This is a genomic window from Pseudomonas sp. MM213 (assembly GCF_020423045.1).
GTDB lineage: Bacteria > Pseudomonadota > Gammaproteobacteria > Pseudomonadales > Pseudomonadaceae > Aquipseudomonas > Aquipseudomonas migulae.
Window position 1 is genome coordinate 3,676,080 of record NZ_CP081943.1, and the last position, 22,448, is coordinate 3,698,527.

At 58.8% G+C, this 22,448-nt stretch carries 21 protein-coding genes; 8 read left to right on the forward strand and 13 right to left on the reverse strand.

Going from position 1 to position 22,448, the window contains the following annotated elements:
* Window positions 1–31: 31 nt before the first annotated feature.
* The 6 genes from K5R88_RS16690 to rplU all read right to left on the reverse strand — a co-directional run bounded on the left by K5R88_RS16690 (window position 32) and on the right by rplU (window position 5,917).
* The gene (locus K5R88_RS16690) at window positions 32–2,140 is read right to left on the reverse strand and encodes a toxin-antitoxin system YwqK family antitoxin (RefSeq protein ID WP_226298069.1); all 2,109 of its coding nucleotides are present in this window, start codon (window positions 2,138–2,140) and stop codon (window positions 32–34) included.
* A gap of 11 nt (window positions 2,141–2,151) precedes the next feature.
* Entirely contained in the window at window positions 2,152–2,607 is a 456-nt protein-coding gene (locus K5R88_RS16695; protein ID WP_192228005.1) for a CreA family protein, read from the reverse strand.
* Window positions 2,608–2,619: 12 nt separating this feature from the next.
* A complete protein-coding gene (gene proB / locus K5R88_RS16700) occupies window positions 2,620–3,738 on the reverse strand; it encodes a glutamate 5-kinase (protein WP_017340857.1) in 1,119 nt (372 codons plus the stop codon).
* Window positions 3,739–3,875: 137 nt separating this feature from the next.
* Entirely contained in the window at window positions 3,876–5,099 is a 1,224-nt protein-coding gene (gene cgtA, locus K5R88_RS16705; RefSeq protein ID WP_008037904.1) for an Obg family GTPase CgtA, read from the reverse strand.
* Window positions 5,100–5,292: 193 nt separating this feature from the next.
* Window positions 5,293–5,568, reverse strand: a complete 276-nt coding sequence (gene rpmA / locus K5R88_RS16710) for a 50S ribosomal protein L27 (RefSeq protein ID WP_003215862.1) — start codon at window positions 5,566–5,568, stop codon at window positions 5,293–5,295.
* 34 nt (window positions 5,569–5,602) lie between these two features.
* The gene (gene rplU / locus K5R88_RS16715) at window positions 5,603–5,917 is read right to left on the reverse strand and encodes a 50S ribosomal protein L21 (RefSeq protein ID WP_003176051.1); all 315 of its coding nucleotides are present in this window, start codon (window positions 5,915–5,917) and stop codon (window positions 5,603–5,605) included.
* A gap of 240 nt (window positions 5,918–6,157) precedes the next feature.
* On the opposite strand from rplU, the gene K5R88_RS16720 reads away from it, so the two are divergent.
* The 3 genes from K5R88_RS16720 (at window position 6,158) to K5R88_RS16730 (ending at window position 8,095) form a co-directional block, all read left to right on the forward strand.
* Entirely contained in the window at window positions 6,158–7,126 is a 969-nt protein-coding gene (locus K5R88_RS16720) for a polyprenyl synthetase family protein (protein ID WP_008028837.1), read from the forward strand.
* A gap of 163 nt (window positions 7,127–7,289) precedes the next feature.
* Window positions 7,290–7,631, forward strand: a complete 342-nt coding sequence (locus K5R88_RS16725; protein WP_008028840.1) for a zinc ribbon domain-containing protein YjdM — start codon at window positions 7,290–7,292, stop codon at window positions 7,629–7,631.
* A gap of 206 nt (window positions 7,632–7,837) precedes the next feature.
* Window positions 7,838–8,095, forward strand: coding sequence for a PA4570 family protein (locus K5R88_RS16730; protein ID WP_008028843.1), 258 nt, complete (start codon window positions 7,838–7,840; stop codon window positions 8,093–8,095).
* Window positions 8,096–8,210: 115 nt separating this feature from the next.
* Here the strand turns inward: K5R88_RS16730 and K5R88_RS16735 are convergent, their stop codons facing one another.
* From K5R88_RS16735 to K5R88_RS16745, 3 genes are all read right to left on the reverse strand, one after another.
* A complete protein-coding gene (locus K5R88_RS16735; protein ID WP_008028844.1) occupies window positions 8,211–8,828 on the reverse strand; it encodes an FKBP-type peptidyl-prolyl cis-trans isomerase in 618 nt (205 codons plus the stop codon).
* Between the two features lie 122 nt (window positions 8,829–8,950).
* On the reverse strand, window positions 8,951–9,262 hold the full coding sequence (locus K5R88_RS16740; RefSeq protein ID WP_223451770.1) for a DUF6482 family protein: 312 nt from the start codon (window positions 9,260–9,262) through the stop codon (window positions 8,951–8,953).
* Between the two features lie 240 nt (window positions 9,263–9,502).
* Complete coding sequence (locus K5R88_RS16745) at window positions 9,503–9,991, reverse strand: TIGR00645 family protein (protein WP_008037914.1); 489 nt, start codon at window positions 9,989–9,991, stop codon at window positions 9,503–9,505.
* Window positions 9,992–10,150: 159 nt separating this feature from the next.
* On the opposite strand from K5R88_RS16745, the gene K5R88_RS16750 reads away from it, so the two are divergent.
* The gene (locus K5R88_RS16750; protein WP_226298070.1) at window positions 10,151–11,980 is read left to right on the forward strand and encodes a hypothetical protein; all 1,830 of its coding nucleotides are present in this window, start codon (window positions 10,151–10,153) and stop codon (window positions 11,978–11,980) included.
* Window positions 11,981–11,985: 5 nt separating this feature from the next.
* On the opposite strand, the gene K5R88_RS16755 is transcribed toward K5R88_RS16750, so the two are convergent.
* Both K5R88_RS16755 and K5R88_RS16760 read right to left on the reverse strand, forming a co-directional pair.
* Window positions 11,986–12,327: a PA4575 family protein gene (locus K5R88_RS16755; RefSeq protein ID WP_008028851.1), complete on the reverse strand. Its 342-nt coding sequence runs from the start codon at window positions 12,325–12,327 to the stop codon at window positions 11,986–11,988.
* A gap of 281 nt (window positions 12,328–12,608) precedes the next feature.
* Window positions 12,609–15,047 (reverse strand): Lon protease family protein, encoded by a 2,439-nt coding sequence (locus K5R88_RS16760; protein ID WP_192228007.1) that lies wholly within the window; start codon window positions 15,045–15,047, stop codon window positions 12,609–12,611.
* Window positions 15,048–15,323: 276 nt separating this feature from the next.
* Here K5R88_RS16760 and K5R88_RS16765 point away from each other — a divergent pair, with 276 nt between their 5' ends.
* From K5R88_RS16765 to K5R88_RS16780, 4 genes are all read left to right on the forward strand, one after another.
* Window positions 15,324–15,812 (forward strand): DUF3015 domain-containing protein, encoded by a 489-nt coding sequence (locus K5R88_RS16765; protein ID WP_008028855.1) that lies wholly within the window; start codon window positions 15,324–15,326, stop codon window positions 15,810–15,812.
* A 131-nt stretch (window positions 15,813–15,943) separates the two neighbouring features.
* Window positions 15,944–17,797 carry an Lnb N-terminal periplasmic domain-containing protein gene (locus K5R88_RS16770; protein WP_226298071.1) on the forward strand — a complete coding sequence of 618 codons (1,854 nt, stop codon included), beginning with the start codon at window positions 15,944–15,946 and terminating at the stop codon, window positions 17,795–17,797.
* Between the two features lie 291 nt (window positions 17,798–18,088).
* Window positions 18,089–18,445: a hypothetical protein gene (locus K5R88_RS16775; protein ID WP_008037920.1), complete on the forward strand. Its 357-nt coding sequence runs from the start codon at window positions 18,089–18,091 to the stop codon at window positions 18,443–18,445.
* A gap of 70 nt (window positions 18,446–18,515) precedes the next feature.
* Window positions 18,516–19,010, forward strand: coding sequence for a GreA/GreB family elongation factor (locus tag K5R88_RS16780; RefSeq protein ID WP_223451881.1), 495 nt, complete (start codon window positions 18,516–18,518; stop codon window positions 19,008–19,010).
* Here K5R88_RS16780 and gdhA read toward each other — a convergent pair.
* Both gdhA and ettA read right to left on the reverse strand, forming a co-directional pair.
* The gene (gdhA, locus tag K5R88_RS16785) at window positions 19,007–20,344 is read right to left on the reverse strand and encodes an NADP-specific glutamate dehydrogenase (RefSeq protein ID WP_192228009.1); all 1,338 of its coding nucleotides are present in this window, start codon (window positions 20,342–20,344) and stop codon (window positions 19,007–19,009) included. The genes K5R88_RS16780 and gdhA overlap by 4 nt on opposite strands.
* Before the next feature lie 347 nt (window positions 20,345–20,691).
* Window positions 20,692–22,356 (reverse strand): energy-dependent translational throttle protein EttA, encoded by a 1,665-nt coding sequence (gene ettA / locus K5R88_RS16790; RefSeq protein ID WP_008037925.1) that lies wholly within the window; start codon window positions 22,354–22,356, stop codon window positions 20,692–20,694.
* Between the last annotated feature and the right edge of the window lie 92 nt (window positions 22,357–22,448).

Below are 22,448 nucleotides of genomic sequence, written 5' to 3' on the forward strand. Positions count from 1 at the left end.
TCCACCGCGGGATGCACTCTCCGGACAAAGGCTACTCACCGAAATTGAACACCACCGGCTTCGGCGGAGGACAACCTTCTGGCGGCGGAAAATTCTGAACACCCGCCTCATCGTAACCGGTATAGCAACCGACCAGCTTGTCATCCTTGAAGTTGAATCGCCGCTTGATCACACCCGTCTGGTAATAGCAGACCATTTCTCCCTCACGCCTGGCATACGAATAATCCTTGTACTCTCGCCCCTCGACCGTGATCAGACGAAAGCCCTGTTTTGCCTCCGAACACTCCAACTGTCCATTGGAGTAGTAACTGTTGCGAGTCACATGATCATCAGGCCCCAGCAACACTTCGCGAACTTTTCGGCCATCCTGGACATGCCGGACACTTTGCTCATTGCCGAACAGATACTCGGCCTCAAAGTCGAACTGGCCGTTATTAAAGCCACCTCGCTGCTTGCCGCAGAGCTTGATACGGGTGTACTTCCCGTCCGCCACATGGCAATAGTTTTTATCCTCGACCAACACTCCAGCCTCATCAAATGACTGAAGATTGCCAATTGGCTCGCCCGCTTCGTAGGTAGCCACCCGATCGGGCCTCCCATTGGGATGAAAGTCTCGAAAAGCACCGTCTATCGAACCGTTACGCCAGGAGATATCCGAGCGCAACACAGCACCGTCCTCACTGTAAGTCAGCGCACGCCCCTCAATCTGGCCATTGGCATAGTTGGCCGAATAGGTAAGCTTGCCATTGGCGGTATAGGTTTCTTTGAGCCCATCAAGAACGTCGGCACGATAATGCTCGACGAGGCGCAACACGCCTGCCGCATCAACTTCCCGCAACTCTCCCTGCTTCTTGCCGGCGACGAAATTGACAGTCTGTACACGCCCATCCTGAACGTTCAACTTCCAGGTGCCTTCGCGAACACCCCACAGGTAACTGCCCTCGCCACTTCTGGTAATCCAGTAACCATGCTGCTGACTCTTTACGAAATCGCCGCGCTGGACGATCTCACCATGGCTCATGCGCTCGGTAGGACCGTCGAACTCACCGTGCTTGTAGGTATCAAACCCCGACAGCTCGCCCTCCCCCGATTGCGCACGAATGACCCAGCGTCCCTCATAAAAGTCATCGACGATCATGCCTTCTGAAACGGTATCTTCATCCTGAACAATCCAGCGCCCCTGACGCAGCCCGTCCACGTAGGCGCCGCTAGACTCACCCGACACTTCGAAGATGACCCAATTGCCCGACTGCTTACCCTGAACAAATGCACCACGCGCCAGTAGTCTGCCCTCACTCAACAACACCGACACACCGTCTTCCGATCCTCGATACTGCTTCGGATCAGTTTCCCAGGCCACTCTGCTAACCCTATAGGCAGAGCCGACATCGTCCTCCGAAGGATAGACACGCTCATAAGTGACCGTCAGCCAATGCCCGTCACGATTCTCGAAAGTCTTCTTATAGGTGTCACGGTGACCATCCTCCGGTCCATGCACCGCAGAAGCCGGGACGCCATCAACGCCAAAATACCCCACCAGCGTTCCGCCAGCAGGATCGAGCGCATCGAATTCGACAATGCCGGTTTTCACCATGGGCCGACCGTAGTCGTAAGGTGGCAACTTAACGAGCTCGCGCTGGACGAGGGCGGCATTGAGGGTTTTATGACCACTGGCAATTCGATCCAGAACCGACTGCAGGGTTTCGAGTCGGCGGTATCGGCCCACCTGCGGGGAGAACCGGTAACCACGAAGCGCATATCGCCCCGAAGCCCGGGAAAGCACGATCAGCGTCTCAATGTCGCTGTCGAGGCTGGCATAGAACACCGACTCAATACTCGCATCACCGAAGTTATCCAGTAATTGTGGCGCCTCATCAGGCGACTCGCACAGACAGGTATAACCCTTCACCCCGCCCGCCTCACGGAGAAAGGCCAACGTCGCACCACTGTCCTGAGAGCCCTTTATCACTGGATGCGCCAGCGACTTTCCAACATAAAATGGCTCCGCCAATACCGAGCCGGACACCGAACAGCACAGCACAAACCACAACAAAAACGACCGCATACGAATCCTTTCGCGCCTGAAGCACTTCAATTCCACCGAACAAAAAAATGGCGAGCCGAACGGCTCGCCAGTCAATCAACCATCCATTAACGCCACGGCAATATCGGAATCGCCGTCACCGCATTCTGCGGACTGCCTTCGATCAAGCGATCGCTGTAGACCAGATACACCAGCGTATTGCGCTTCTTGTCGAGGAAACGCACCACCTGCATGGTCTTGAAGACTAGCGAAGTACGCTCCTTGAACACCTCTTCGCCATCCTTCAATTCACCCTTGAAGTTGATCGGACCGACCTGACGGCACGCAATGGACGCTTCCGCTCGATCTTCAGCCAAACCCAAACCACCCTTCACACCGCCCGTCTTGGCTCGGGACAGGTAGCACGTCACGCCTTCGACCTTCGGATCATCAAATGCCTCAACGACGATGCGGTCGTTCGGGCCGACGAACTTGAACACCGTCGACACCTGACCAATCTCCTCGGCCGAAGCCAGCAGCGGCATCGCCAACAGCAAGCCCAACAATCCTTTTGCCACACGCATTCAAATATTCCTTCAGACCAGGATCAGGTTATCGCGGTGAACCAGTTCCGGCTCCGCCATGTAACCCAACAGACCGACAATCGCCTCAGACGACTGACCGATGATTTTTTGCGCTTCCAGCGCGCTGTAGTTGGCCAGGCCACGGGCGATTTCACGACCGTCCGGCGCCACGCACACCACCATTTCACCGCGACGGAAACTGCCCTGAACCAGCTTGACACCCACCGGCAGCAAACTTTTATTGCCCTGGGACAGGGCCGTCACCGCACCAGCATCCAGCACCAGCGTGCCGCGAGTTTGCAGATGCCCGGCCAGCCACTGCTTGCGCGCCGCCAGCATGCCGCGCTCCGGCGACAGCAAGGTGCCGATGCGCTCGCCTGCCTTCAGGCGATCCAGCACACGCTCAAGGCGCCCACCGACGATGATGGTGTGCGCACCTGAACGGGCCGCCAAGCGCGCCGCACGCAACTTGGTCTGCATGCCGCCACGACCCAACGCACCACCGGTACCGCCCGCCACCGCATCCAGCGCCGGATCATCAGCGCGCGCTTCGTAAATCAGCTTGGCATCGGGATTGTTGCGCGGATCGGCGTCGAACATGCCGTCGCGATCCGTCAGGATCACCAGCAAATCAGCCTCGACCAGGTTGGCCACCAGCGCCGCAAGCGTATCGTTGTCGCCGAAACGGATTTCGTCGGTGACCACGGTGTCGTTTTCGTTGATCACCGGGATCACTTTCAACTCGACCAAGGCACGCAAGGTGCTGCGGGCATTCAAGTAGCGCTTGCGGTCGGACAGATCGTCATGAGTCAGAAGAATCTGCGCAGTGTGCCGGCCATGCTCGGCAAAGCTCGACTCCCACGCCTGAACCAGACCCATCTGACCGATGGCGGCAGCAGCCTGCAATTCGTGCATCGCACTGGGTCGCACGGTCCAGCCCAGACGGCTCATGCCCGCCGCTACCGCCCCGGAGGACACCAGCACCAGCTCGACGCCCGCCTCATGCAAGGCCACCATCTGTTCAACCCAGACACCCATTGCCGCGCGATCCAGGCCCTTGCCGTCCGCCGTCAGCAACGCGCTGCCGATTTTCACGACCCAACGCTGCGCACCTGTCACCTTGCTCCGCATCATCTTCAACCTTAGCTTGAGGGCAGCGCGACCCAGCGCTGCCCGTGACGTTAATCGTGGCTATTTGTTACCAACAATCGATTTCCAGATACTAAAACGCCGCTCCAGGGAGCGGCGTTCAAGTTTATCGCAACAGATCAGTCGCGCACGTAAATGATTTCCGGACCGTCTTCATCATCTACATCTTCTTCGTCCCAATCATCGTCACCGATGTCATGGACCGACTTCACGCCGCTGCGACGCAGGGCACGCTGGTCATCCAGGGCCTGCAACTGAGCGCGCGCTTCGTCTTCGATGCGCTGATCGAGCTCGGCCAGCTCTTCCTTGTAGGCCGGGTCGTTCGCCAGGCGGTCAGCACGATCTTCCATGTAACGCATGATGTCATGGCACAGACGCTCGGTACCGAGCTTGGAGATGGCGGAGATCACGTAAACCGGACCGGTCCACTCCAGGCGATCAACGATTTCCTTGACGCGAGCATCGTGCTCTTCTTCAAGGATCTGGTCGCACTTGTTCAGTACCAGCCAGCGATCACGCTCAGCCAGGGACGGGCTGAACTTGGTCAGCTCACTGACGATCACTTCGGCCGCATCCGGGGCACTGGTGTCATCCAGTGGCGCCATGTCCACGAGGTGCAGCAGCAAACGGGTACGCGACAAGTGCTTGAGGAAGCGAATCCCCAGGCCAGCGCCGTCGGAAGCACCTTCGATCAGGCCCGGAATGTCCGCGACCACGAAGCTTTTCCAGCGATCAACGCTGACCACACCCAGGTTCGGCACCAGCGTGGTGAACGGGTAGTCGGCGACTTTCGGCTTGGCGGCCGATACCGAACGGATAAAGGTACTTTTGCCAGCATTTGGCAAACCCAGCAGACCAACGTCCGCCAACACCTTCATTTCCAGCTTCAGGTCACGCGCCTCACCCGGCTTACCCGGAGTGGTCTGACGCGGAGCGCGGTTGGTACTGGATTTGAAACGGGTGTTACCCAGACCGTGCCAGCCGCCATGGGCCACCAGCAGCTTTTGACCGGCCTTGGTCAGGTCGCCGATCACTTCCTGAGTGGCAGCGTCGATGACTGTGGTGCCGACCGGCACTCGCAGCACCAGCTCTTCACCCTTCTTACCAGTGCAGTCGGTGCTGCCGCCGTTGGAACCGCGCTCGGCATCGAAGTGCCGGGTGTAACGGTAGTCCACCAGGGTGTTGAGGTTTTCGTCGGCAATCATGTAGACCGAGCCGCCATCACCACCGTCGCCGCCGTTCGGGCCGCCGTTTTCGATGAATTTCTCGCGACGGAAGCTCATGCAACCGTTGCCGCCGTCACCGGCCTTTACTCGAATCGATACTTCATCAACAAACTTCATAACAAAACGCCTCTCGCCATACGGACGAGCCGAAAAAATCCAGACATAAGACTCTTGCAAAAATGAGCGCAGCGACCTCAATCAACGACCGCAAATCCAGCGCTGGAGCTCATTACAAACAGCTTTGCAAGAGACTCACCCCACAAACGAAAAAGCCCCGTCGCGAGACAGGGCTTTTCCAGCATCTACGTAATTATGCCGCGACGACTTCAGTCTTCGGGACAATGCTCACGTAACGGCGGTTGAAAGCGCCTTTTACTTCAAACTTGATCACGCCGTCGATTTTAGCGAACAGAGTGTGATCTTTACCCATGCCAACACCGTAACCGGCGTGGAATTGGGTGCCGCGCTGACGCACGATGATGTTGCCCGGAATGATAACCTGGCCGCCATACATCTTCACGCCAAGGCGTTTGGCTTCTGAGTCGCGACCGTTACGGGTACTACCACCAGCTTTTTTGTGTGCCATGAGTCAATTCTCCTAGTGAGGAATTAGGCTGAAATTAAGCCTGAATACCGGTGATTTTGATCTCGGTGTACCACTGGCGGTGGCCCATACGCTTCATGTGGTGCTTACGACGACGGAACTTGATGATGCGGACTTTATCGTGACGACCTTGGGAGATCACTTCAGCCACAACGGTAGCGCCAGCAACAACTGGAGCGCCGATGTTCACGTCATCGCCATTGGCGACCAACAGAACGCGATCAAAAGTAACGGATTCGCCGGTAGCGATTTCCAGTTTTTCGATCTTCAGGTATTCACCTGGGGCGACCTTGTATTGCTTGCCACCAGTAACAATTACTGCGTACGACATGGTATTTCTCCGATAATCCTGCTCACCCAGCTCTTTATAAGAAGAGGTATTGGCTGGCATGGCTGCATATGGCTGGAAGGCCAGTTTGCAATTGCGTAAGGCAGGTGCTGCCCAGGAAGTTCAGGGTGCGCGATTGTACGCAAGCTACCGTGGCGTTGCAAGAGGCCGTCCATCGCGCCTTGACACCCGCCGACGTGGGTCCTAGCATGCCGCGCAACCCTTCTGGAGCGACTGTCGCTGATGCAACCCCAAGCTTTCTACCGCGCGGTGGCGGACGATTTTAGCGCCGTCGACGGCATCATCAAGAAGCAGCTGACTTCCCGAGTGCCGCTGGTATCGAAAATCGGCGATTACATTACCTCGGCCGGTGGTAAACGCCTGCGTCCTTTATTAGTGCTGCTGTGTGGCAAGGCCCTTGGCCGCGAAGGCGACGACCTGCGTCTGCTGGCCGCGACCATCGAGTTCCTGCACACCGCCACCCTGCTGCACGACGACGTGGTCGACATGTCCGGCATGCGCCGCGGCCGCTCGACTGCCAACGCCATGTGGGGCAACGCGCCAAGCGTGCTGGTGGGCGACTTCCTGTACTCGCGTTCCTTCGAAATGATGGTCGAACTGGGCTCCATGCCGGTGATGAAGATCCTTTCGCAAGCCACGCGCATCATCGCCGAAGGCGAAGTGTTGCAGCTGTCCAAGGTTCGTGACGCGAGCACTACCGAAGAAACCTACATGGAAGTCATCCGTGGCAAGACCGCGATGCTTTTCGAGGCTTCGACCCACAGCGCCGCCGCCCTCTGCGAAGCCACGCCGGAACAGGCTGAAGCCCTGCGCACGTTTGGCGATCACCTGGGCGTAGCCTTCCAGCTGGTCGACGACCTGCTGGACTACAAAGGTGACGCAGAGACCCTGGGCAAGAACGTCGGTGACGATCTGGCCGAAGGCAAGCCGACCCTGCCGCTGATCTACACCATGCGCGAAGGCACGCCGGAGCAGGCTGCCCTGGTGCGCAAGGCGATCCAGAAAGGTGGCATCGAGGACCTGGAAAGCATTCGCGAGGCCGTTGATGCTTCCGGTTCGCTTGAGTACACCGCGCAACTGGCCCGCGACTACGTGGCCCGTGCGATCAAATGCCTCGACGCGCTGCCCGCCAGCGAATACCGCGATGCATTGGTCGAGCTGAGTGAATTCGCGGTCGCCCGCACGCATTAATCTGCTTTTCGTAGGAGCCGGCTTGCTGGCGATTGCATCACCGCGGTGCTTCTGGAGCACCGCGGCGACTGGATCGCCAGCAAGCCGGCTCCTACAGACCCCCTCCCGCCTAAAACCCTATATAATGTGCGCTTTTTAGCGATCCTGAATCCAAGGAGCTTTAGTGAGCACGTTGCCACCCTGCCCGAAATGCAATTCCGAATACACCTATGAAGACGGCGCGCAGCTGATCTGCCCGGAGTGCGCCCACGAATGGTCCGCCAGTGGCGAAGCCGAAGCGGCGTCCGATGACGCCGTGAAAAAGGATTCGGTGGGCAATGTCCTGCAAGACGGCGACACCATCACCGTGATCAAGGACCTCAAGGTCAAAGGCACATCGCTGGTGGTCAAGGTCGGCACCAAGGTCAAGAACATCCGCTTGTGCGATGGCGATCACGACATCGACTGCAAGATCGACGGCATCGGCCCGATGAAGCTCAAATCCGAGTTCGTCAGAAAAGTCTGAACCTGCTGTATTCCATCCCGCGCCCGGCGTGGGATGGTGCTTCGCCCTCCCCCGATTCGCCCCGCATTTCCTCGCAATAGCCAAACGCCAGCCGCTTTGACCTTACGCAATCTTTACCCGGAAAAAATCACAAACCGCCAATAGGCCCTTGCTATTTGATGAATAAGAATTATTCTCATTGAAACCAATCAATGGAGATGAGACCCATGACTTATTTGATCGATGCCTGGCTGGACCGCCCACACCCCTACCTCAGGATCCTGCATCGGGAAACCGGGGAAGTCTGTGCGGTGCTTGAAGAAGAAGCCTTGAACGAGCTGCAGGATCAGGGTGACCTGGACGTCAACGGCTTGAGTTCCAGCGAGCCGGTGGTGCTCAAGGAACTGGTGCGCAATCTGTTTCTGTTCTGCTACGCCCGGGCATTGCGCCCGTCGCATGAACTGCATCACAAGCTAGAAATATGAGAAACCCCACAAAACCTGTAGGAGCGAGGCTTGCCCGCGAACCCGACAACTCGGTTCCGACTTGAAACCGAGGTGATGCATTCGCGAGCAAGCTTCGCTCCTACAGGCTCATGTTTTACAGAACGTCGAGCAGCTCGACGTCGAAGACCAGTACGCTGTGCGGCGGAATGCTGCCAACGCCTTGAGCGCCGTAAGCCAGTTCGCTCGGCACGTACAGACGCCATTTGCTGCCAGCGTTCATCAGTTGCAGGGCTTCGGTCCAGCCAGCGATCACGCCGCCTACCGGGAATTCTGCAGGCTGACCGCGCTCGTAGGAGCTGTCGAACACAGTGCCGTCGATCAGGGTGCCGTGGTAGTGAGTACGCACTTGGTCTTCACGGGTCGGCTTGGCGCCTTCACCGGCGGTCAGCACTTCGAATTGCAGACCGGAAGCCAGGGTGGTGATGCCATCGCGCTTGGCGTTTTCAGCCAGGAATGCCAGGCCTTCGCCAGCAGCCGCTTCAGCTTTGGCAGCTGCTTCGGCTTGCATGATTTCACGGATAACCTTGAAGCTGGCGGACATTTCTTCCTGACCTACGCGGCTTTCCTTACCGGCGAAAGCGTCAGTCAAGCCTGCCAGGATTGCGTCCAGGCTAACGCCCGGCGGCGGGTTGTCGCGCAGTTGGTCGCCCAACTGACGGCCAATGCCGTAGCTGACGCGGGTTTCGTCGGTGGACAGATTTACTTCGGACATGACACTGCTCCGCTGTGCGGACGGCCCTGGAACTTGCCGTGCGTGCACAGCGCGTCCCGGAACGCCCGGAACCAAAAGGGCCAGCAGACTAGCACAGATGTCGTTGCGCTGATGAGGGGGTGTCAGTGCTGCCAGGCAGAACCGAAGGCAATCGGCACCTTCAGGCTTTCCCCCGCACTCGCACCCAACCCGCACATTTCATCGTGAACCGATGTATGCACAAGGTTGAATGGCAAGGTGGGAAAGTTATGCAGCACTTCACGCGCATGCTCGACCGAGCGCAGGTGAACCATCACGCCGTGAGCATCACTCAACGGGTAGGCGGCCCCGTGCATGCGCGCCTCCAGCAGGTAGATCCCGCCTTCCATGGAGATCAGGTTCAGCTCATCGACTTTCCCTGCGATGGCATAAGCACGTAACTCTACGAAGTTCATGAACGCACCTCACGCAGTGGCGAGCCAGCATTCATACAGGCATAGGCCTCACAGCATCAAAGTACAAGCCATAAACGCCACCGCCCGTCTGTTTCACACTGCCCATGTAGGAGCGTGCGGTGCGGCGATCCGACTTGCCCGCGAAGGCGGCGTGACAGACAACACCTATGTCGACTGACCCGGCCTATTCGCGGGCAAGTCGGATCGCCGCACCGCACGCTCCTACAGAGGCCGCGTGGATCAGTGCTTGGTGAGTTTATCCAGATACCCCATGGCAAACGCCGATACCACGAAGGTCATGTGGATGATCACGTACCACTTCAAATGCTCGGGATCGACGTTTTTGGCGTCCATGAAGATCCGCAGCAGGTGAATCGACGAAATCGCCACGATGGACGCCGCGACCTTCATCTTCAATGAAGACGAATCCATGGTGCCCAGCCAGTTGAGCTTTTCCTTGTTGTCATCGATATCCAGCTCGGAAACGAAGTTCTCGTAGCCGGAAATCATCACCATCACCAGCAAACCGCCCACCAGCGCCATGTCGATCAACGACAGCAGCACCAGAATCAGGTCCGACTCGGCCATCGAGAACACGTTAGGGATGACGTGGAAGACTTCCTGGAAGAATTTCAGCGCCAGGGCCAGCAGCCCGAGGGACAGACCGAAGTAGATCGGCGCCAGCAGCCAGCGGGAGGCGTACATTGCATTTTCGATAAAGCGTTCCATTGAATCTCACACGTGGGCTGGAAATGGCCGCGAGTATACCAGCCACCCGTTACAGCCAGAAACACTCGGAAAATCCGCCACCTGCGCGTGTGTGACAAGGTTTTTCTGCTAGTGTCCAAAGCATTGACACCTCTGCGACATCGGACAGGACGACGGGAAATGGATGTGCGATTGCCTTTAATGAGCGTCGGGATTTGTCTGGCCCTGCTGGTGAGCGGCTGTTCACCGGACGATGACAAACGCCAGGTCAGCCTTGAGGAAAAGACCGCGCAATTCGAAACCTCCCTCGACGCAATCCAGGACCCGAAACTCAAGGATGCCGTGGCCGAACTCGGTGGCTCCCTGCTGCTGCTCGAACGTGCGCAACTCAAACTCGACAGCAAACCGGTGGAAACCGAGTACGGCGCAGATGTCCTCGCCGTGCTCAAGCACTACCCCACGCCACAGGCGCTGGTCGACACGTACATTAACGGCCTGTTCGTGCTGCACAAGGATTCCAGCTCCGACTACCTGACCGATCTGCAACCGGTGTTCCCGTTCAACTTCAACATTCCGGCCGAGTTTCTCTTTCCCCACGGCCTGGAATGGCAGTCAGTGACCTTGAGCAACAAACGCGTGATCCCGTTCCAGCCGGAGTGGTCGGAAACCGATCCGGGCATTCAACTGAGCCCGTCGAGCTCCAACCTGACCAGCCCCGACGATCTCACGGTGACTTACCCCTTCATCGACGGCCTGGGCATGGAAATCAAGAACCAGCCGCAGCCCGTCAGCCTGCAAGGCAAGGTCGAAGTCATCGCCCCGCGCAGGCTCTATAGCTTCGACCTGACAAAAAAAGACGTCGGCCAGACTCGCAGCAATGACAACCTGAGCGTCACGCTGCTGAAGCTGACAAACAACTACGCCGAAATCGAGTTCAGCAACAGCGCGCCGCTGGCCCCGGAAGTCAGCGAGATACCCTTCAACCCGTCGGTCGTCCAGGCCAGGGACGCCACCGGGCAATTTCTCTCACGCTCGGGCTCGATCAACCAAACCGCCGCGCAAATTGCCTTCTACCAGAAACAACTGGCGAAAATGCAACAGCAGAAGAGCTGGAGCGAAGCCTTCGAAAGGCAGCTCGATGAAGAACAACGCGCGTTTGAGAAGCAACAAACCAGGCATTACTCCAAGGTGTATTTCAACGGCCCGATCGAAACCCTTGAAGTCAGCCTGTTGGACTTTTCGGCGGCCACGGTCACGCGCAAGGACCTGGACCTTCCGATCCGTCGCTTCGATCAACACACCACGGCAAAAACCATCCAGCCACTGACTTTACCCGTGGTCGTGTACGACGATCAGGCACCGACCTGGCTCAAAGGCGCAACGCTCAGCGAGGAGCAACTGAAGAAGAGCGTCAGCATCCGGCAATCGGTGGACGACCCGAGCGCGGCGCGCATCGAGTTCGATCACACCCGAAGCTTCAACGATGAACTGCTCGGCACGTCCTTCAGCCCTGGCGATAGCCCGGTCAGTTTCTTTACCGAGGACAGCAGCGGTCAACGCGACGAGCCGATCGAACTGCCGCCCGAGGCTTACCAGGTCGATCCCCTGCGCGGCATCATCACTTATGACCTGAACCTGTTCGCACAAACGCCGGCGTTTGCGGTGGGTTCCATGCCGCTGTTCCTGGCCACCGTCGACAAGCAGACGCTTGAAACCGACCGGCTGCCCAAAGGCCTGGAACTGAAAGGCAATGCACTGGTGGTTGATCTGAAGCTGTTCCCCGCCCAGGACTGGCGCTTTTTCGCCAGGGACGACAGCGGCCACTATCTCAAGGAGATTCTTTCAGTCATTCACGATGCAAGTGCGCAGGGCCCGGCGTTATTCAGCGTGCATTACTTCTACGGCCAGCCAGCGCAGCTGGAAACCTACCAGCGAACCGATCTCACCACGGTGCAATATGGTTTCGAGGTCAAACTCGACAAGGCTGATACGTCCAGCCTCGCCCAATAGTCGTCTCAGTGATCGGGGCGGAACTCGAAGCCGCCCATGTTGCGGCAGCGCCCACCATTGATTTCCCGTAGCTGGGCTTGCAGGTGCAGGCACCAGATTTGCGGGTCATCGGCCAGTTCATAGCCATGCAACGTCAGGCTTTCAACGATGGTGTCGAGGATCGATTCAGCCGCGAAGGGCCCAGGAAACGGACCTTGGGCTTTGATGGCTGAGGGTTGTTCGCCAGCCATTCCGGCGGCGAAAAGCAAAGTCCACATGCCCGTATCACCAGCCAATGGCTTGATGGCACATTCGATACGGGTCACAAGGCCCAGGCATTGACGGGTGAGGCAGAGGTTGCGCGACATGGCGGCGACCCTCGGTAGATCCGGTATTCAGCTCCCACGGGAGAACTGTCTCGATCCAGTGATTACTGTCGATGTCCTTGAGCTGAGAATAGAAGAAAAGTCAGACCCGCACGCCAACTGAGACCAGAAGGCGCCGAATGGTCATTGTGTGAATATTGACGTCAGAGTGATGGCACTTGTAGGAGCGAGGCTTGCCCGCGAAAGCCATGACGCGGTTTGCCGGAATAACCGCGTTATCGTTCTTCGCGGGCAAGCCTCGCTCCTACAGGGACTCCTCTGTGTCAGGCCGGCTTGGCTTCGACCAACGCTTCCTGTGCCGCTTCTTTCTCGGCTTCTTTCAGGTCTTCTTCGCTGATCATTTCCGCGATCACCCGCAAGCGCTCCACCACCCGCGCATTCACGCTGCCTTCTGGGAATTCGCCATTTTCATCCGGCGCACCGGCAGGCTCGCCGACCAACAGGCTCAGCGCTTCGTCAGCCTGGCGCACTGCGTAAACGTGGAATTGCCCTGCGCGCACCGCCGCCAGCACCTTCTCGTCCAACATCAGCGTCGCCACGTTGGCGTGAGGAATGATCGCCCCCTGCTCACCGGTCAGCCCGCGGGCTTCGCAGAGGCGGAAGAAGCCTTCGATCTTCTCGTTGACCCCGCCCACCGCCTGCACTTCGCCGAACTGGTTGATCGAGCCGGTGATTGCAAAGCATTGCTTGAGCGGTGTTTTCGACAACGCCGAAATCAACGTGCATGCCTCACCCAACGACGCACTGTCGCCATCGACATAACCGTAGGATTGCTCCAGGGCGATACTCGCGGAAATCGCCAACGGGAATTCCTGGGCGTAACGGCTGCCCAGATACCCGGTGAGGATCATCACGCCTTTGGAGTGAATCGGCTGGCCGAGGTTGACCTCACGCTCGATGTCGACAATGCCGCTGCCACCCGGGTACACCGTGGCGGAAATCCGCGCCGGGACACCAAACGCCGAATCCCCGACTTCCAGTACCGTCAGCCCGTTGCACTTGCCCACGGCCGCGCCATCGGTGTCGATCAGGATGATCCCGGCCAGCATGTCATCGAGAATCCGCGCCGAAACGCGCCCGGTGCGGGTGGCCTTGGCCTTGAGCGCACGCTCGATGTGCCCGGCGTCGGTCATTTCATCGCTGGCCAGGTGACGAATGAAATCCGCCTCGCTGACCAGTTGGAACAAGTCACCGATCCGCGCCGACAAACGCCCCTGGTGCTCGGCCAGACGCGCGCTGTAGGTCGCCAGACGCGCCACCGCATCGGCGGTCAGCGGTGCCATGCCTTCTTCGGAGGTACGGGTTTTCAACAACTGGGCGAACTGCTCCAGGCTTTCGTCGACCATCGGGATGTCTTCGTCGAAGTCCACCAGAACGCGGAACATCTCCTGGAAGTCCGGATCGAGGTCTTGCAGCGTGTAATACAACTGCCGGGCACCGATGATGACGACTTTGACCTGCAACGGAATGTGTTGCGGTGTCAGGGTCACGGTGGCCAGACGCCCCAGCTCACCCAGCGGTGATTCCATTTTCAGTTTGCGCGATTGCAGGGCGCGCTTGAGCGCATCCCATACGAACGGCTCGCTGAGCATTTTTTCTGCTTCAAGGATCAGGAAACCGCCATTTGCACGGTGCAACGCGCCGGGACGCAACTGGCGATACGTGGTGTAGAGCGCGCCCTGATCGGTGCTGTATTCGATGCGGCCAAACAGGTTTTCGTAGGTCGGGTGCGGCTCGAACACCACCGGCGCACCGCCGCTGGCCGAGTGACCGACCACCAGGCTCGGCGCGTATTGCTCTTCCAGCATCTTGCGCGCCACCGCATCGACCTTGCTGTCGTCGACCAATTGCTCGACCACGGTTTTCAGCAAGTAAACCTGCATGGCTTGCAGGTAACCGCACACCGCCGCGTTCTCGGCGTATTTTTCCGACAACGGCGACAGCAACGGCTGCAAGGCCAGGGTGATGGTTTCTTCGTTGAGGTGGCGCAGCTGATTGCTCGACTCGCGCTTCCACTGCGGCAGGCTGGCGAGTTCTTCGTTCAGTCGCTCTTCCAGGCCAGAGATGTCTTCGTGGAAACGCTCGCGATCGGCTTCCGGCAACTGGGCGAATTCCGCTTCATCCAGCGCCTTGCCTTCGCTCATCGGGGTAAACGCGATGTTGCTCGCGTCACGGTACAGCGCGACTTCTTTTTCCAGCGCCAGGCGCTCGATGATGTCCAGCGCCTTGTCGTAGCGCTGGTTGAAGGCGCGGTCGATGGCGCTTTTTTTCTGCTGATAAGACGGATGTTCGAAGACCGCCGGGAAGGTCGCCAGCAGGTTGTCGATCAAAGCGTTGATATCACCGATGAACGCGCCGGCCGTGCCCGATGGCAATTCCAGGGCTCGCGGCTCGCGGGGTTCATCGAAATTGTTGACGTAGACCCAGTCGGCCGGGGTCTGCAGGCGCTTGCCTTCGGCCTTCAGGTAGCGTTTGACGAACGAAAACCGGCCAGTGCCAGGCTCGCCCATGACGAATACGTTGTAACCGGGGCGTGGCATGGCCACACCAAACTGCAAGGCTTCGACCGCACGTTCCTGGCCAAGCACACCGCGGAAGGGCTCCAGATCATTGGTGGTAGAGAAGCTGAACTGTTCAGCGGAAAACGGACGGGTCAGCGCTTCGGGCGCTAGACGCAAGCTGGCAGCAACAGGATCAGGCATCGGGCTTCCTTACATCAGGCGGGGCAGATAGCGGCATTCTGGCGCTGCCCATACCCCACTTGCAAGGCGCGCCTTTCGCCAAAGCATAGCCAAACGGGCATCCCCAGGCGGGCCGGGTCTAAATCAATGTTTTCAACGAATGTTTCGTAAAAAGTAACGGAACCCTTGGAACGTGCCTAAACTCCAAGCTGCGCGGCTGGAACAATAACCGGCCCACTGGCGCCAGATCGGGCCAGAACCCTTGTCCATTGGTACGCACATAAAGAGAACAAAGCTATGAAACGGATTCTTCTCGGTACTCTCTTCACCGCTGTATCCATCAACGCTATGGCACAGGCGCCAGGCGGCCCGGATTGCGGGTGGGGCAACATGCTGTTCGAAGGTCAGCGTGGCACCCCGGCTCACTTCCTGGCATCCACCACCAACGGCACTTCCGGCAACGCAACGTTCGGTATGACCTCTGGTACCAACGGTTGCGCGACTAATGCGTCGCTGACTTATGGCGGCAAATCCTGGTTTGCCATGAATGGCATGATGAACGAGCTGTCCGAAGACATGGCTAAAGGTAACGGCGAAGCGCTGACGACCTACGCCGTGGTACTGGGCGTGGCGCCGGAAGACCGTGCGCATTTCGCGGCTGTGACTCACGAGCACTTCCAGCAGATCTTCAGCAAGGCTGACGTGACTGCAGAAGATGTGCATACCAACACCCTGGCCGTTTTGAAGGCCGATCCTCGTCTGGCCAAGTACGCAACTCAAGCTTAAGCTCGACCCGCCCGCTCCTTTCGGGGAGCGGGTTTTATTTTTTGGACCTGCCCTCTTTCGGTAATGTTCTTTCCCTGTAGGAGCATCAACCGCGCTGGGTCTTTATTTTTTTCGACTTAAGTTGCCCACCTATGCTCAAACGCCTTGCCTGGCTGGCGCTCTGTGTCTGCGCCCCGCTGTCCGCCGCGCCTCACATCGACAATCAACGTTTGCAGCAACTGGCCAACGACCCCTTCTGGATTTCCCTGGGGCATTACGAAACCGCCAAGCTCGGTGGCTGGCGCAGCTATGTCAGCGACAGGAAATTCTTTCTGGCGCCCGATGGCAACGAACACCCCGACCGCGAACTCGCGGCCACCGTGCAGGCGCTGTACGCCCCGGCCAGTGCCGGCGAAAAACATGCGCAATGCGTCTACCCGGCCCGTACCCGCTGGCTCAAGGCGCAACTCAACCTGACTGACTTGCCGGCCCCGGACTGTGCCGAATTCAAGCAATGGTTCAAGGATGTCTCGCCCCACAGCGCGGTGATGATTTTCCCGGCGGCGTACCTGAACAGTCCGTCATCGATGTTCGGCCACACGCTGCTGCGCATCGATCAGGCGGATGTGCAGAGCGACAAGACGTCATTGCTCAGCTATGCCATCAACTTCGGCGCCTACATCGAAGGTTCCGACAACAGCATTCTCTACGCCTGGAAAGGTTTGATGGGCGGCTACCCGGGCCTGTTTGCGCTGGTGCCGTATCAGGAAAAACTCTCGGAATACCGCAGCCTCGAAAACCGTGACCTGTGGGAATACCGGCTGAACCTGACACAGCAGGAAACCGAGCGCATGGTCGAGCACGTCTGGGAACTCAAACAGATCCAGTTCGACTATTTCTTCTTCGACGAAAACTGCTCCTATCGCCTGCTGGAACTGCTGCAAGTGGCGCGTCCAAGCCTGCGCCTGACCGAACAATTCCCGCTGACCGCCATCCCCACCGACACGGTCAAAGCGGTGAAAGAAGCCGGCCTGGTGGAGTCCATTCAGTATCGGCCGTCCCGCGAACGCGAACTGCTGAGCCGCGCCGAACCGTTGAATCCTGAAGAGCAGCAATGGGTGCTGAAAGTCAGCGCCGACCAGAAACAGTTGCAGGAACCGGCGTTCAAGGCGCAACCGCGCGAACGTCAGGCGCTGATCATCGACGCGGCTTACCGGCTCGAACGCTACCGCGCCAATGGCCAGGAACGCGACCCGCAGCGAGCTCAGCGCAGTTTTGAATTGCTGCGAGCGATCAACCAGAACCCGGCGCCGGAGCTGGACATCCCGCAACCGGGCTTGCCCGAAGATGGCCATGAATCGCGCACCTGGCAGGCCGGCCTCGGCACCCGGGGCGACAAGGCCTTCGGTGAATATGGCCTGCGCATGGCGTATCACGACCTCAACGACAACTCGGAAAGCTTTCCCCTCGGCGCGCAGATCGAAATCCTGCAGATGAAACTGCGCCAGTACGAAGGCAATCAGTGGCAGTTGCAGCAACTGGATCTGGCGACCATTCGCTCCCTGACCCCGCGCAACGAGCTGCTGCAACCGCTGTCGTGGCAGGTCACCGGCGGCCTGGAGCGGGTGCCGGGCAAACATGACGATGAAACCCTCGTCAGTCATGTCAACGGCGGTGGTGGCGGCACGTGGCAACTGGGCGACGACATGCTCGGTTTTGCCTTGGGCACCGTGCGCGTCGAGCACAACAACGACTTCGCCGGTTTCATCGCCCCCGCGGCGGGTTTCAACAGCGGTGTGCTATGGAAGAATCCTCTGGGGAATTTCAGCCTGGAGGCCAAGGGGGATTTCTTCACCAATGGCGAAGTGCGCCGTAGTTTGAGTCTGAACCAGCAGTGGGAATTGTCGCGCAACCTGGGTCTGCGTCTGAGCGCCCAGCGCGAATTCAGCCATCTGGCCACACCTGAGAATGAAGTGATGCTTGAGCTGAAGTGGTATCACTACTGACCTGTAGGAGCCGGCTTGCTGCGGGCGGCGTTCCGACGATGGCATCACCGCGGTGAATCTGAAAAACCGTGTTGATGCGATCGTCGGAACGCCGCCCGCAGCAAGCCGGCTCCTACAGGTGATGGCGTCACCGCGGAGTAACTGAACGACCGTGTTGATGCCATCGCCGGCAAGCCGGCTCCTACAAGGGATCTGTGTTGTTCAACGGATTCATCACAGGCCTTTCACGAAGGTCTCACGAATGCACTTCTAGACTTGAACCATAGGCCGTTGAACGGCCGGGAGTCCGAGATGTGGCGTTGTGTGGGTGTGATGGGTGTGTTGCTGTTGTGCGCGGGTTGCCAGACGACTCACGAAGACCTGATTGCCAAGGGTTATCCTCCGGCATTCGCCGATGGTTTCGATGACGGCTGCAGCAGTGGTCGACAGGCTGCCGGGGCGATCACCGGTGAATTTCGCAAGAACGTGCCGCGGTATCTCAAGGACAAGCCATACGCCGAAGGCTGGAGCGATGGTTTCCGCCAATGCCAGGCCATGCGCGAAAGCGAAGACCGCGAGGACTATCGCAGCCATCACTGGGACGAACGTGAAAAAGCCTGGCAACAGCAGAAAGATCAGGACGCCGCCCGTGCGTTTCGCTCGCAATGAGTCGCTGACAGACATCCGCCGAAACTAAAAGCCTGTGACCATGGCCTAAACCCTATAACGGGAGGAAACCATGAGTCGCGCCTTCGTCAATGAAGATAACGCCGCCGCGCAAGTTGATCAGCCCGTCGAACGGCAGGTCAGCACGCAGCCCAATTACGTCACGCCCGCAGGCCTTGCCCAGTTGCAGGCAAAAGTTGCCGGGTTGCAACAATTGCACAATGAACAATCGGCCCAAGGCGAGCAGGCCGACAAGCAACGCCTGGTGGACCTTGAGCGGGATTTGCGCTACTTCAATCAGCGCCTGCAAAGCGCTCAAGTCGTGACCGCCGCCAGTTCAACGCAAAAGGTGCAGATCGGCAGCCGCGTGACCTTCGCCGACGAGCACAGCACCGAGCAAACCGTGCAACTGGTCGGTGAAGACCAGGCCGACGCGTCTGCGGGCCTGATCAACTGGGGTTCACCGCTGGGCCGGGCATTGCTTGGGGCGCAACTCGGCGACGAGGTGCTGTGGCAACGCCCGGCGGGCGATCAGACGATCGAAATCATCCGCATCGAACCGGCTTAAACCACGCCCTGGGCGAGCATGGCGTCGGCGACTTTGACGAAACCGGCAATGTTCGCGCCTTTGACGTAGTTGATGCGGCCGTTCTCTTCGCCGTAATGCACGCACGCATGGTGGATCGACTGCATGATCCCGTGGAGCTTGCTGTCCACTTCCCCGCCGGTCCACAGCAGACGCATGGCGTTCTGCGACATCTCCAGCCCGCTCACCGCGACACCGCCGGCGTTGGACGCCTTGCCCGGCGCGAACAGAATCCCGGCCTCGATAAACAGGTCCACGGCGTCCAGGGTGGTCGGCATGTTCGCGCCTTCCGCCACGCAGATGCAGCCGTTGCGCAGCAACGTGCGCGCGGCCTCGGCATCCAGTTCGTTTTGAGTGGCGCAGGGCAGCGCGATGTCGCACGCCAGATCCCATGGGCACTGACCCGCACGGAACTCCAGGCCGAAACGCGTGGCCAGCTCGCTGATCCGTCCACGCTTGACGTTTTTCAGCTCCAACAGCGCCAGCCACTGTTCTTCGGTCAAACCAGCCTCGCAGTACAGCGTGCCTTCGGAGTCCGAGAGCGAAATCACCTTGCCGCCCAGGTCCATGACCTTGCGCGCCGCGTACTGCGCAACGTTGCCGGAACCCGAGATCGCTACGCGCTTGCCTTCGACGGCTTCACCGCTGCGCTTGAGCATTTCCTCGGCGAAGTACACGCAGCCAAAACCGGTGGCTTCCGGACGAATCAGGCTGCCGCCATAGCTCGGGCCCTTGCCGGTCAGCACGCTGGTGAACTGGTTGCTCAGGCGCTTGTACTGGCCGAACAGGAAACCGATCTCGCGGGCACCGACGCCGATGTCGCCGGCCGGCACGTCAACGTCTGCACCGATGTGGCGGTACAACTCGCTCATGAAGGCCTGGCAGAAGCGCATGACTTCCGCGTCGCTTTTGCCTTTAGGGTCGAAGTCCGAGCCACCCTTGCCACCGCCCATTGGCAACGAGGTCAGGGAGTTTTTGAAGGTCTGTTCGAAGGCGAGGAATTTCAGTACGCCGAGGTTCACCGAAGGATGGAAACGCAAGCCGCCCTTGTACGGACCGATCGCGCTGTTCATCTGGATGCGGAACCCGCGATTGACCTGCACCTTGCCGTGATCGTCGACCCAGGAAACACGGAACACAATCGCCCGCTCCGGCTCGCAGATCCGCTCCAGAATGCCGGAGGTCAGATAATGCGGATTGGCTTCGAGAAATGGCCACAGACTGCGCAGGACCTCTTCGACGGCCTGGTGGAATTCAGGTTGGTCCGGGTCGCGTTTTTTCAGTCGGGCAAGGAAGGTTTCGACGGATTCGATCATGGAAAAGTCTCGGCAAATTTATTGTCGTTGGAAGAGATTGGGCCGGACTTTAGCAAACGGAGTGCGCACAGTAATAGAGCAAAATGTCGCGTTTATGAAATTAAATGGTGCGCAGGATATAAATAACCTCCATTTTCAGGCTGATTCCGCACCTAAAAAGGGATTCACAAATTGGATCATGCACCAGTAGTGATTCCGCTTTCGCGAGCAAGCTTTGCTCCTACAGTTGATCGCGTCCCCTGTAGGAGCAAAGCTTGCTCGCGATGAATGCACCTCGGTGTACCTGAAAAAACCCATAAAAAAACGGAGCCCCGAAGGCTCCGTTTTTTCATGCAACCAACCCGAAATCAGGCCAGTTTCTTGTGCCGTACACGATGCGGCTGGGAAGCCGCTTCGCCGAGGCGTTTCTTGCGATCGGCTTCGTACTCGGTGTAGTTACCTTCGAAGAACACCGCTTGCGAATCGTCTTCGTACGCCAGGATGTGCGTCGCGACGCGGTCAAGGAACCACCGATCGTGAGAGATCACAATGGCGGCGCCCGGGAAGTCCAGCAGGGCTTCTTCCAGGGAACGCAGGGTTTCAACGTCGAGGTCGTTGGACGGTTCGTCGAGCAGCAGGACGTTGCCGCCCTCTTTCAGGGTCAGGGCCAGGTGCAAGCGACCGCGCTCACCACCGGACAGGTCCTTGACGAACTTCTGCTGATCGCCGCCCTTGAAGTTGAAGCGACCGACGTAGGTACGCGACGGGATCTCGTAGTTGCCGATGCGGATCTGATCCGAACCGTCGGAGATTTGCTGGAACACAGTCTTGCTGCCGTCCAGGTCTTCGCGGCTCTGATCGACGCAGGCGAGTTGCACGGTTTCGCCGACTTCGATGCTGCCCGAATCCGGTTGTTCCTTGCCCATCAGCATGCGGAACAGCGTCGACTTACCGGCACCGTTACCGCCGATCACGCCAACGATGGCGCCTTTAGGCATGGAGAACGACAGGTTGTCGATCAGCACGCGATCGCCGTAGCCCTTGGAAACGTTCTTGAACTCGATGACCTTGTCACCCAGGCGCGGACCGGCCGGGATGTAGATCTCGTTGGTTTCCGAACGCTTCTGGAATTCCTGCGATTGCATTTCTTCGAAGCGTTGCAGACGTGCCTTGGATTTGGACTGGCGGGCCTTGGCGCCTTTGCGCACCCACTCCAGTTCTTCCTTCATGGCTTTTTCGTGGGCCGACTGCTGCTTGGATTCCTGGGCCAGACGATCGGACTTGGCTTCAAGCCAACCCGAATAGTTGCCCTCGTACGGGATACCGGCGCCGCGGTCGAGCTCGAGGATCCAGCCAGCAACGTTGTCCAGGAAGTAACGGTCGTGCGTGATCGCAACGACAGTGCCCGGGAAGTCGTGGAGGAAGTGTTCCAGCCAGGCGACGGAATCGGCGTCCAGGTGGTTGGTCGGTTCGTCGAGCAGCAGCATGTCCGGTGCGGACAGCAGCAGGCGGCACAGGGCCACACGACGTTTTTCACCACCGGAAAGGAATTCGACCTTGGCGTCCCAGGCCGGCAGGCGCAGCGCATCGGCGGCGACTTCCAGTTGGCGATCCAGGTTGTGACCGTCGCTGGCTTGCAGGATGGCTTCGAGCTTGGCCTGTTCGGCGGCCAGTTTGTCAAAGTCGGCATCTTCATCAGCGTAAGCCGCGTAGACCTCGTCCAGGCGTGCCTGGGCGTTCTTGATCACGCTGACCGCTTCCTCGACCACTTCACGCACGGTCTTGGTCGGGTCCAGGATCGGTTCCTGTGGCAGGTAGCCGATGTTCAACTCCGGCATCGGACGGGCTTCGCCCTCGAACTCGGTGTCGACGCCGGCCATGATTTTCAGCAGCGTGGATTTACCCGAACCGTTGAGGCCGAGCACGCCGATCTTGGCGCCGGGGAAGAAGGACAGCGAAATGTTTTTCAGGATTTCCCGCTTCGGCGGAACAACTTTGCCCAGCCGATGCATGGTGAAGACGTATTGAGCCATGGAGAACCTTGGGTCAGTGACAGATGAATGATTGGAGCGCAGGCGATGCCCGGCCAGGCCGTGCGCGTCGACGACTGATAGGTATCAATGCT

Coding starts and splice junctions, on each gene's coding strand:
- K5R88_RS16695 (WP_192228005.1), bottom strand. CDS start 2,607: ATGCGTGTGGCAAAAGGATTGTTGGGCTTGCTGTTGGCGATGCCGCTG.
- proB (WP_017340857.1), bottom strand. CDS start 3,738: ATGCGGAGCAAGGTGACAGGTGCGCAGCGTTGGGTCGTGAAAATCGGC.
- cgtA (WP_008037904.1), bottom strand. CDS start 5,099: ATGAAGTTTGTTGATGAAGTATCGATTCGAGTAAAGGCCGGTGACGGC.
- rpmA (WP_003215862.1), bottom strand. CDS start 5,568: ATGGCACACAAAAAAGCTGGTGGTAGTACCCGTAACGGTCGCGACTCA.
- rplU (WP_003176051.1), bottom strand. CDS start 5,917: ATGTCGTACGCAGTAATTGTTACTGGTGGCAAGCAATACAAGGTCGCC.
- K5R88_RS16720 (WP_008028837.1), top strand. CDS start 6,158: ATGCAACCCCAAGCTTTCTACCGCGCGGTGGCGGACGATTTTAGCGCC.
- K5R88_RS16730 (WP_008028843.1), top strand. CDS start 7,838: ATGACTTATTTGATCGATGCCTGGCTGGACCGCCCACACCCCTACCTC.
- K5R88_RS16735 (WP_008028844.1), bottom strand. CDS start 8,828: ATGTCCGAAGTAAATCTGTCCACCGACGAAACCCGCGTCAGCTACGGC.
- K5R88_RS16740 (WP_223451770.1), bottom strand. CDS start 9,262: ATGAACTTCGTAGAGTTACGTGCTTATGCCATCGCAGGGAAAGTCGAT.
- K5R88_RS16745 (WP_008037914.1), bottom strand. CDS start 9,991: ATGGAACGCTTTATCGAAAATGCAATGTACGCCTCCCGCTGGCTGCTG.
- K5R88_RS16750 (WP_226298070.1), top strand. CDS start 10,151: ATGGATGTGCGATTGCCTTTAATGAGCGTCGGGATTTGTCTGGCCCTG.
- K5R88_RS16755 (WP_008028851.1), bottom strand. CDS start 12,327: ATGTCGCGCAACCTCTGCCTCACCCGTCAATGCCTGGGCCTTGTGACC.
- K5R88_RS16760 (WP_192228007.1), bottom strand. CDS start 15,047: ATGCCTGATCCTGTTGCTGCCAGCTTGCGTCTAGCGCCCGAAGCGCTG.
- K5R88_RS16765 (WP_008028855.1), top strand. CDS start 15,324: ATGAAACGGATTCTTCTCGGTACTCTCTTCACCGCTGTATCCATCAAC.
- K5R88_RS16770 (WP_226298071.1), top strand. CDS start 15,944: ATGCTCAAACGCCTTGCCTGGCTGGCGCTCTGTGTCTGCGCCCCGCTG.
- K5R88_RS16775 (WP_008037920.1), top strand. CDS start 18,089: ATGTGGCGTTGTGTGGGTGTGATGGGTGTGTTGCTGTTGTGCGCGGGT.
- K5R88_RS16780 (WP_223451881.1), top strand. CDS start 18,516: ATGAGTCGCGCCTTCGTCAATGAAGATAACGCCGCCGCGCAAGTTGAT.
- gdhA (WP_192228009.1), bottom strand. CDS start 20,344: ATGATCGAATCCGTCGAAACCTTCCTTGCCCGACTGAAAAAACGCGAC.
- ettA (WP_008037925.1), bottom strand. CDS start 22,356: ATGGCTCAATACGTCTTCACCATGCATCGGCTGGGCAAAGTTGTTCCG.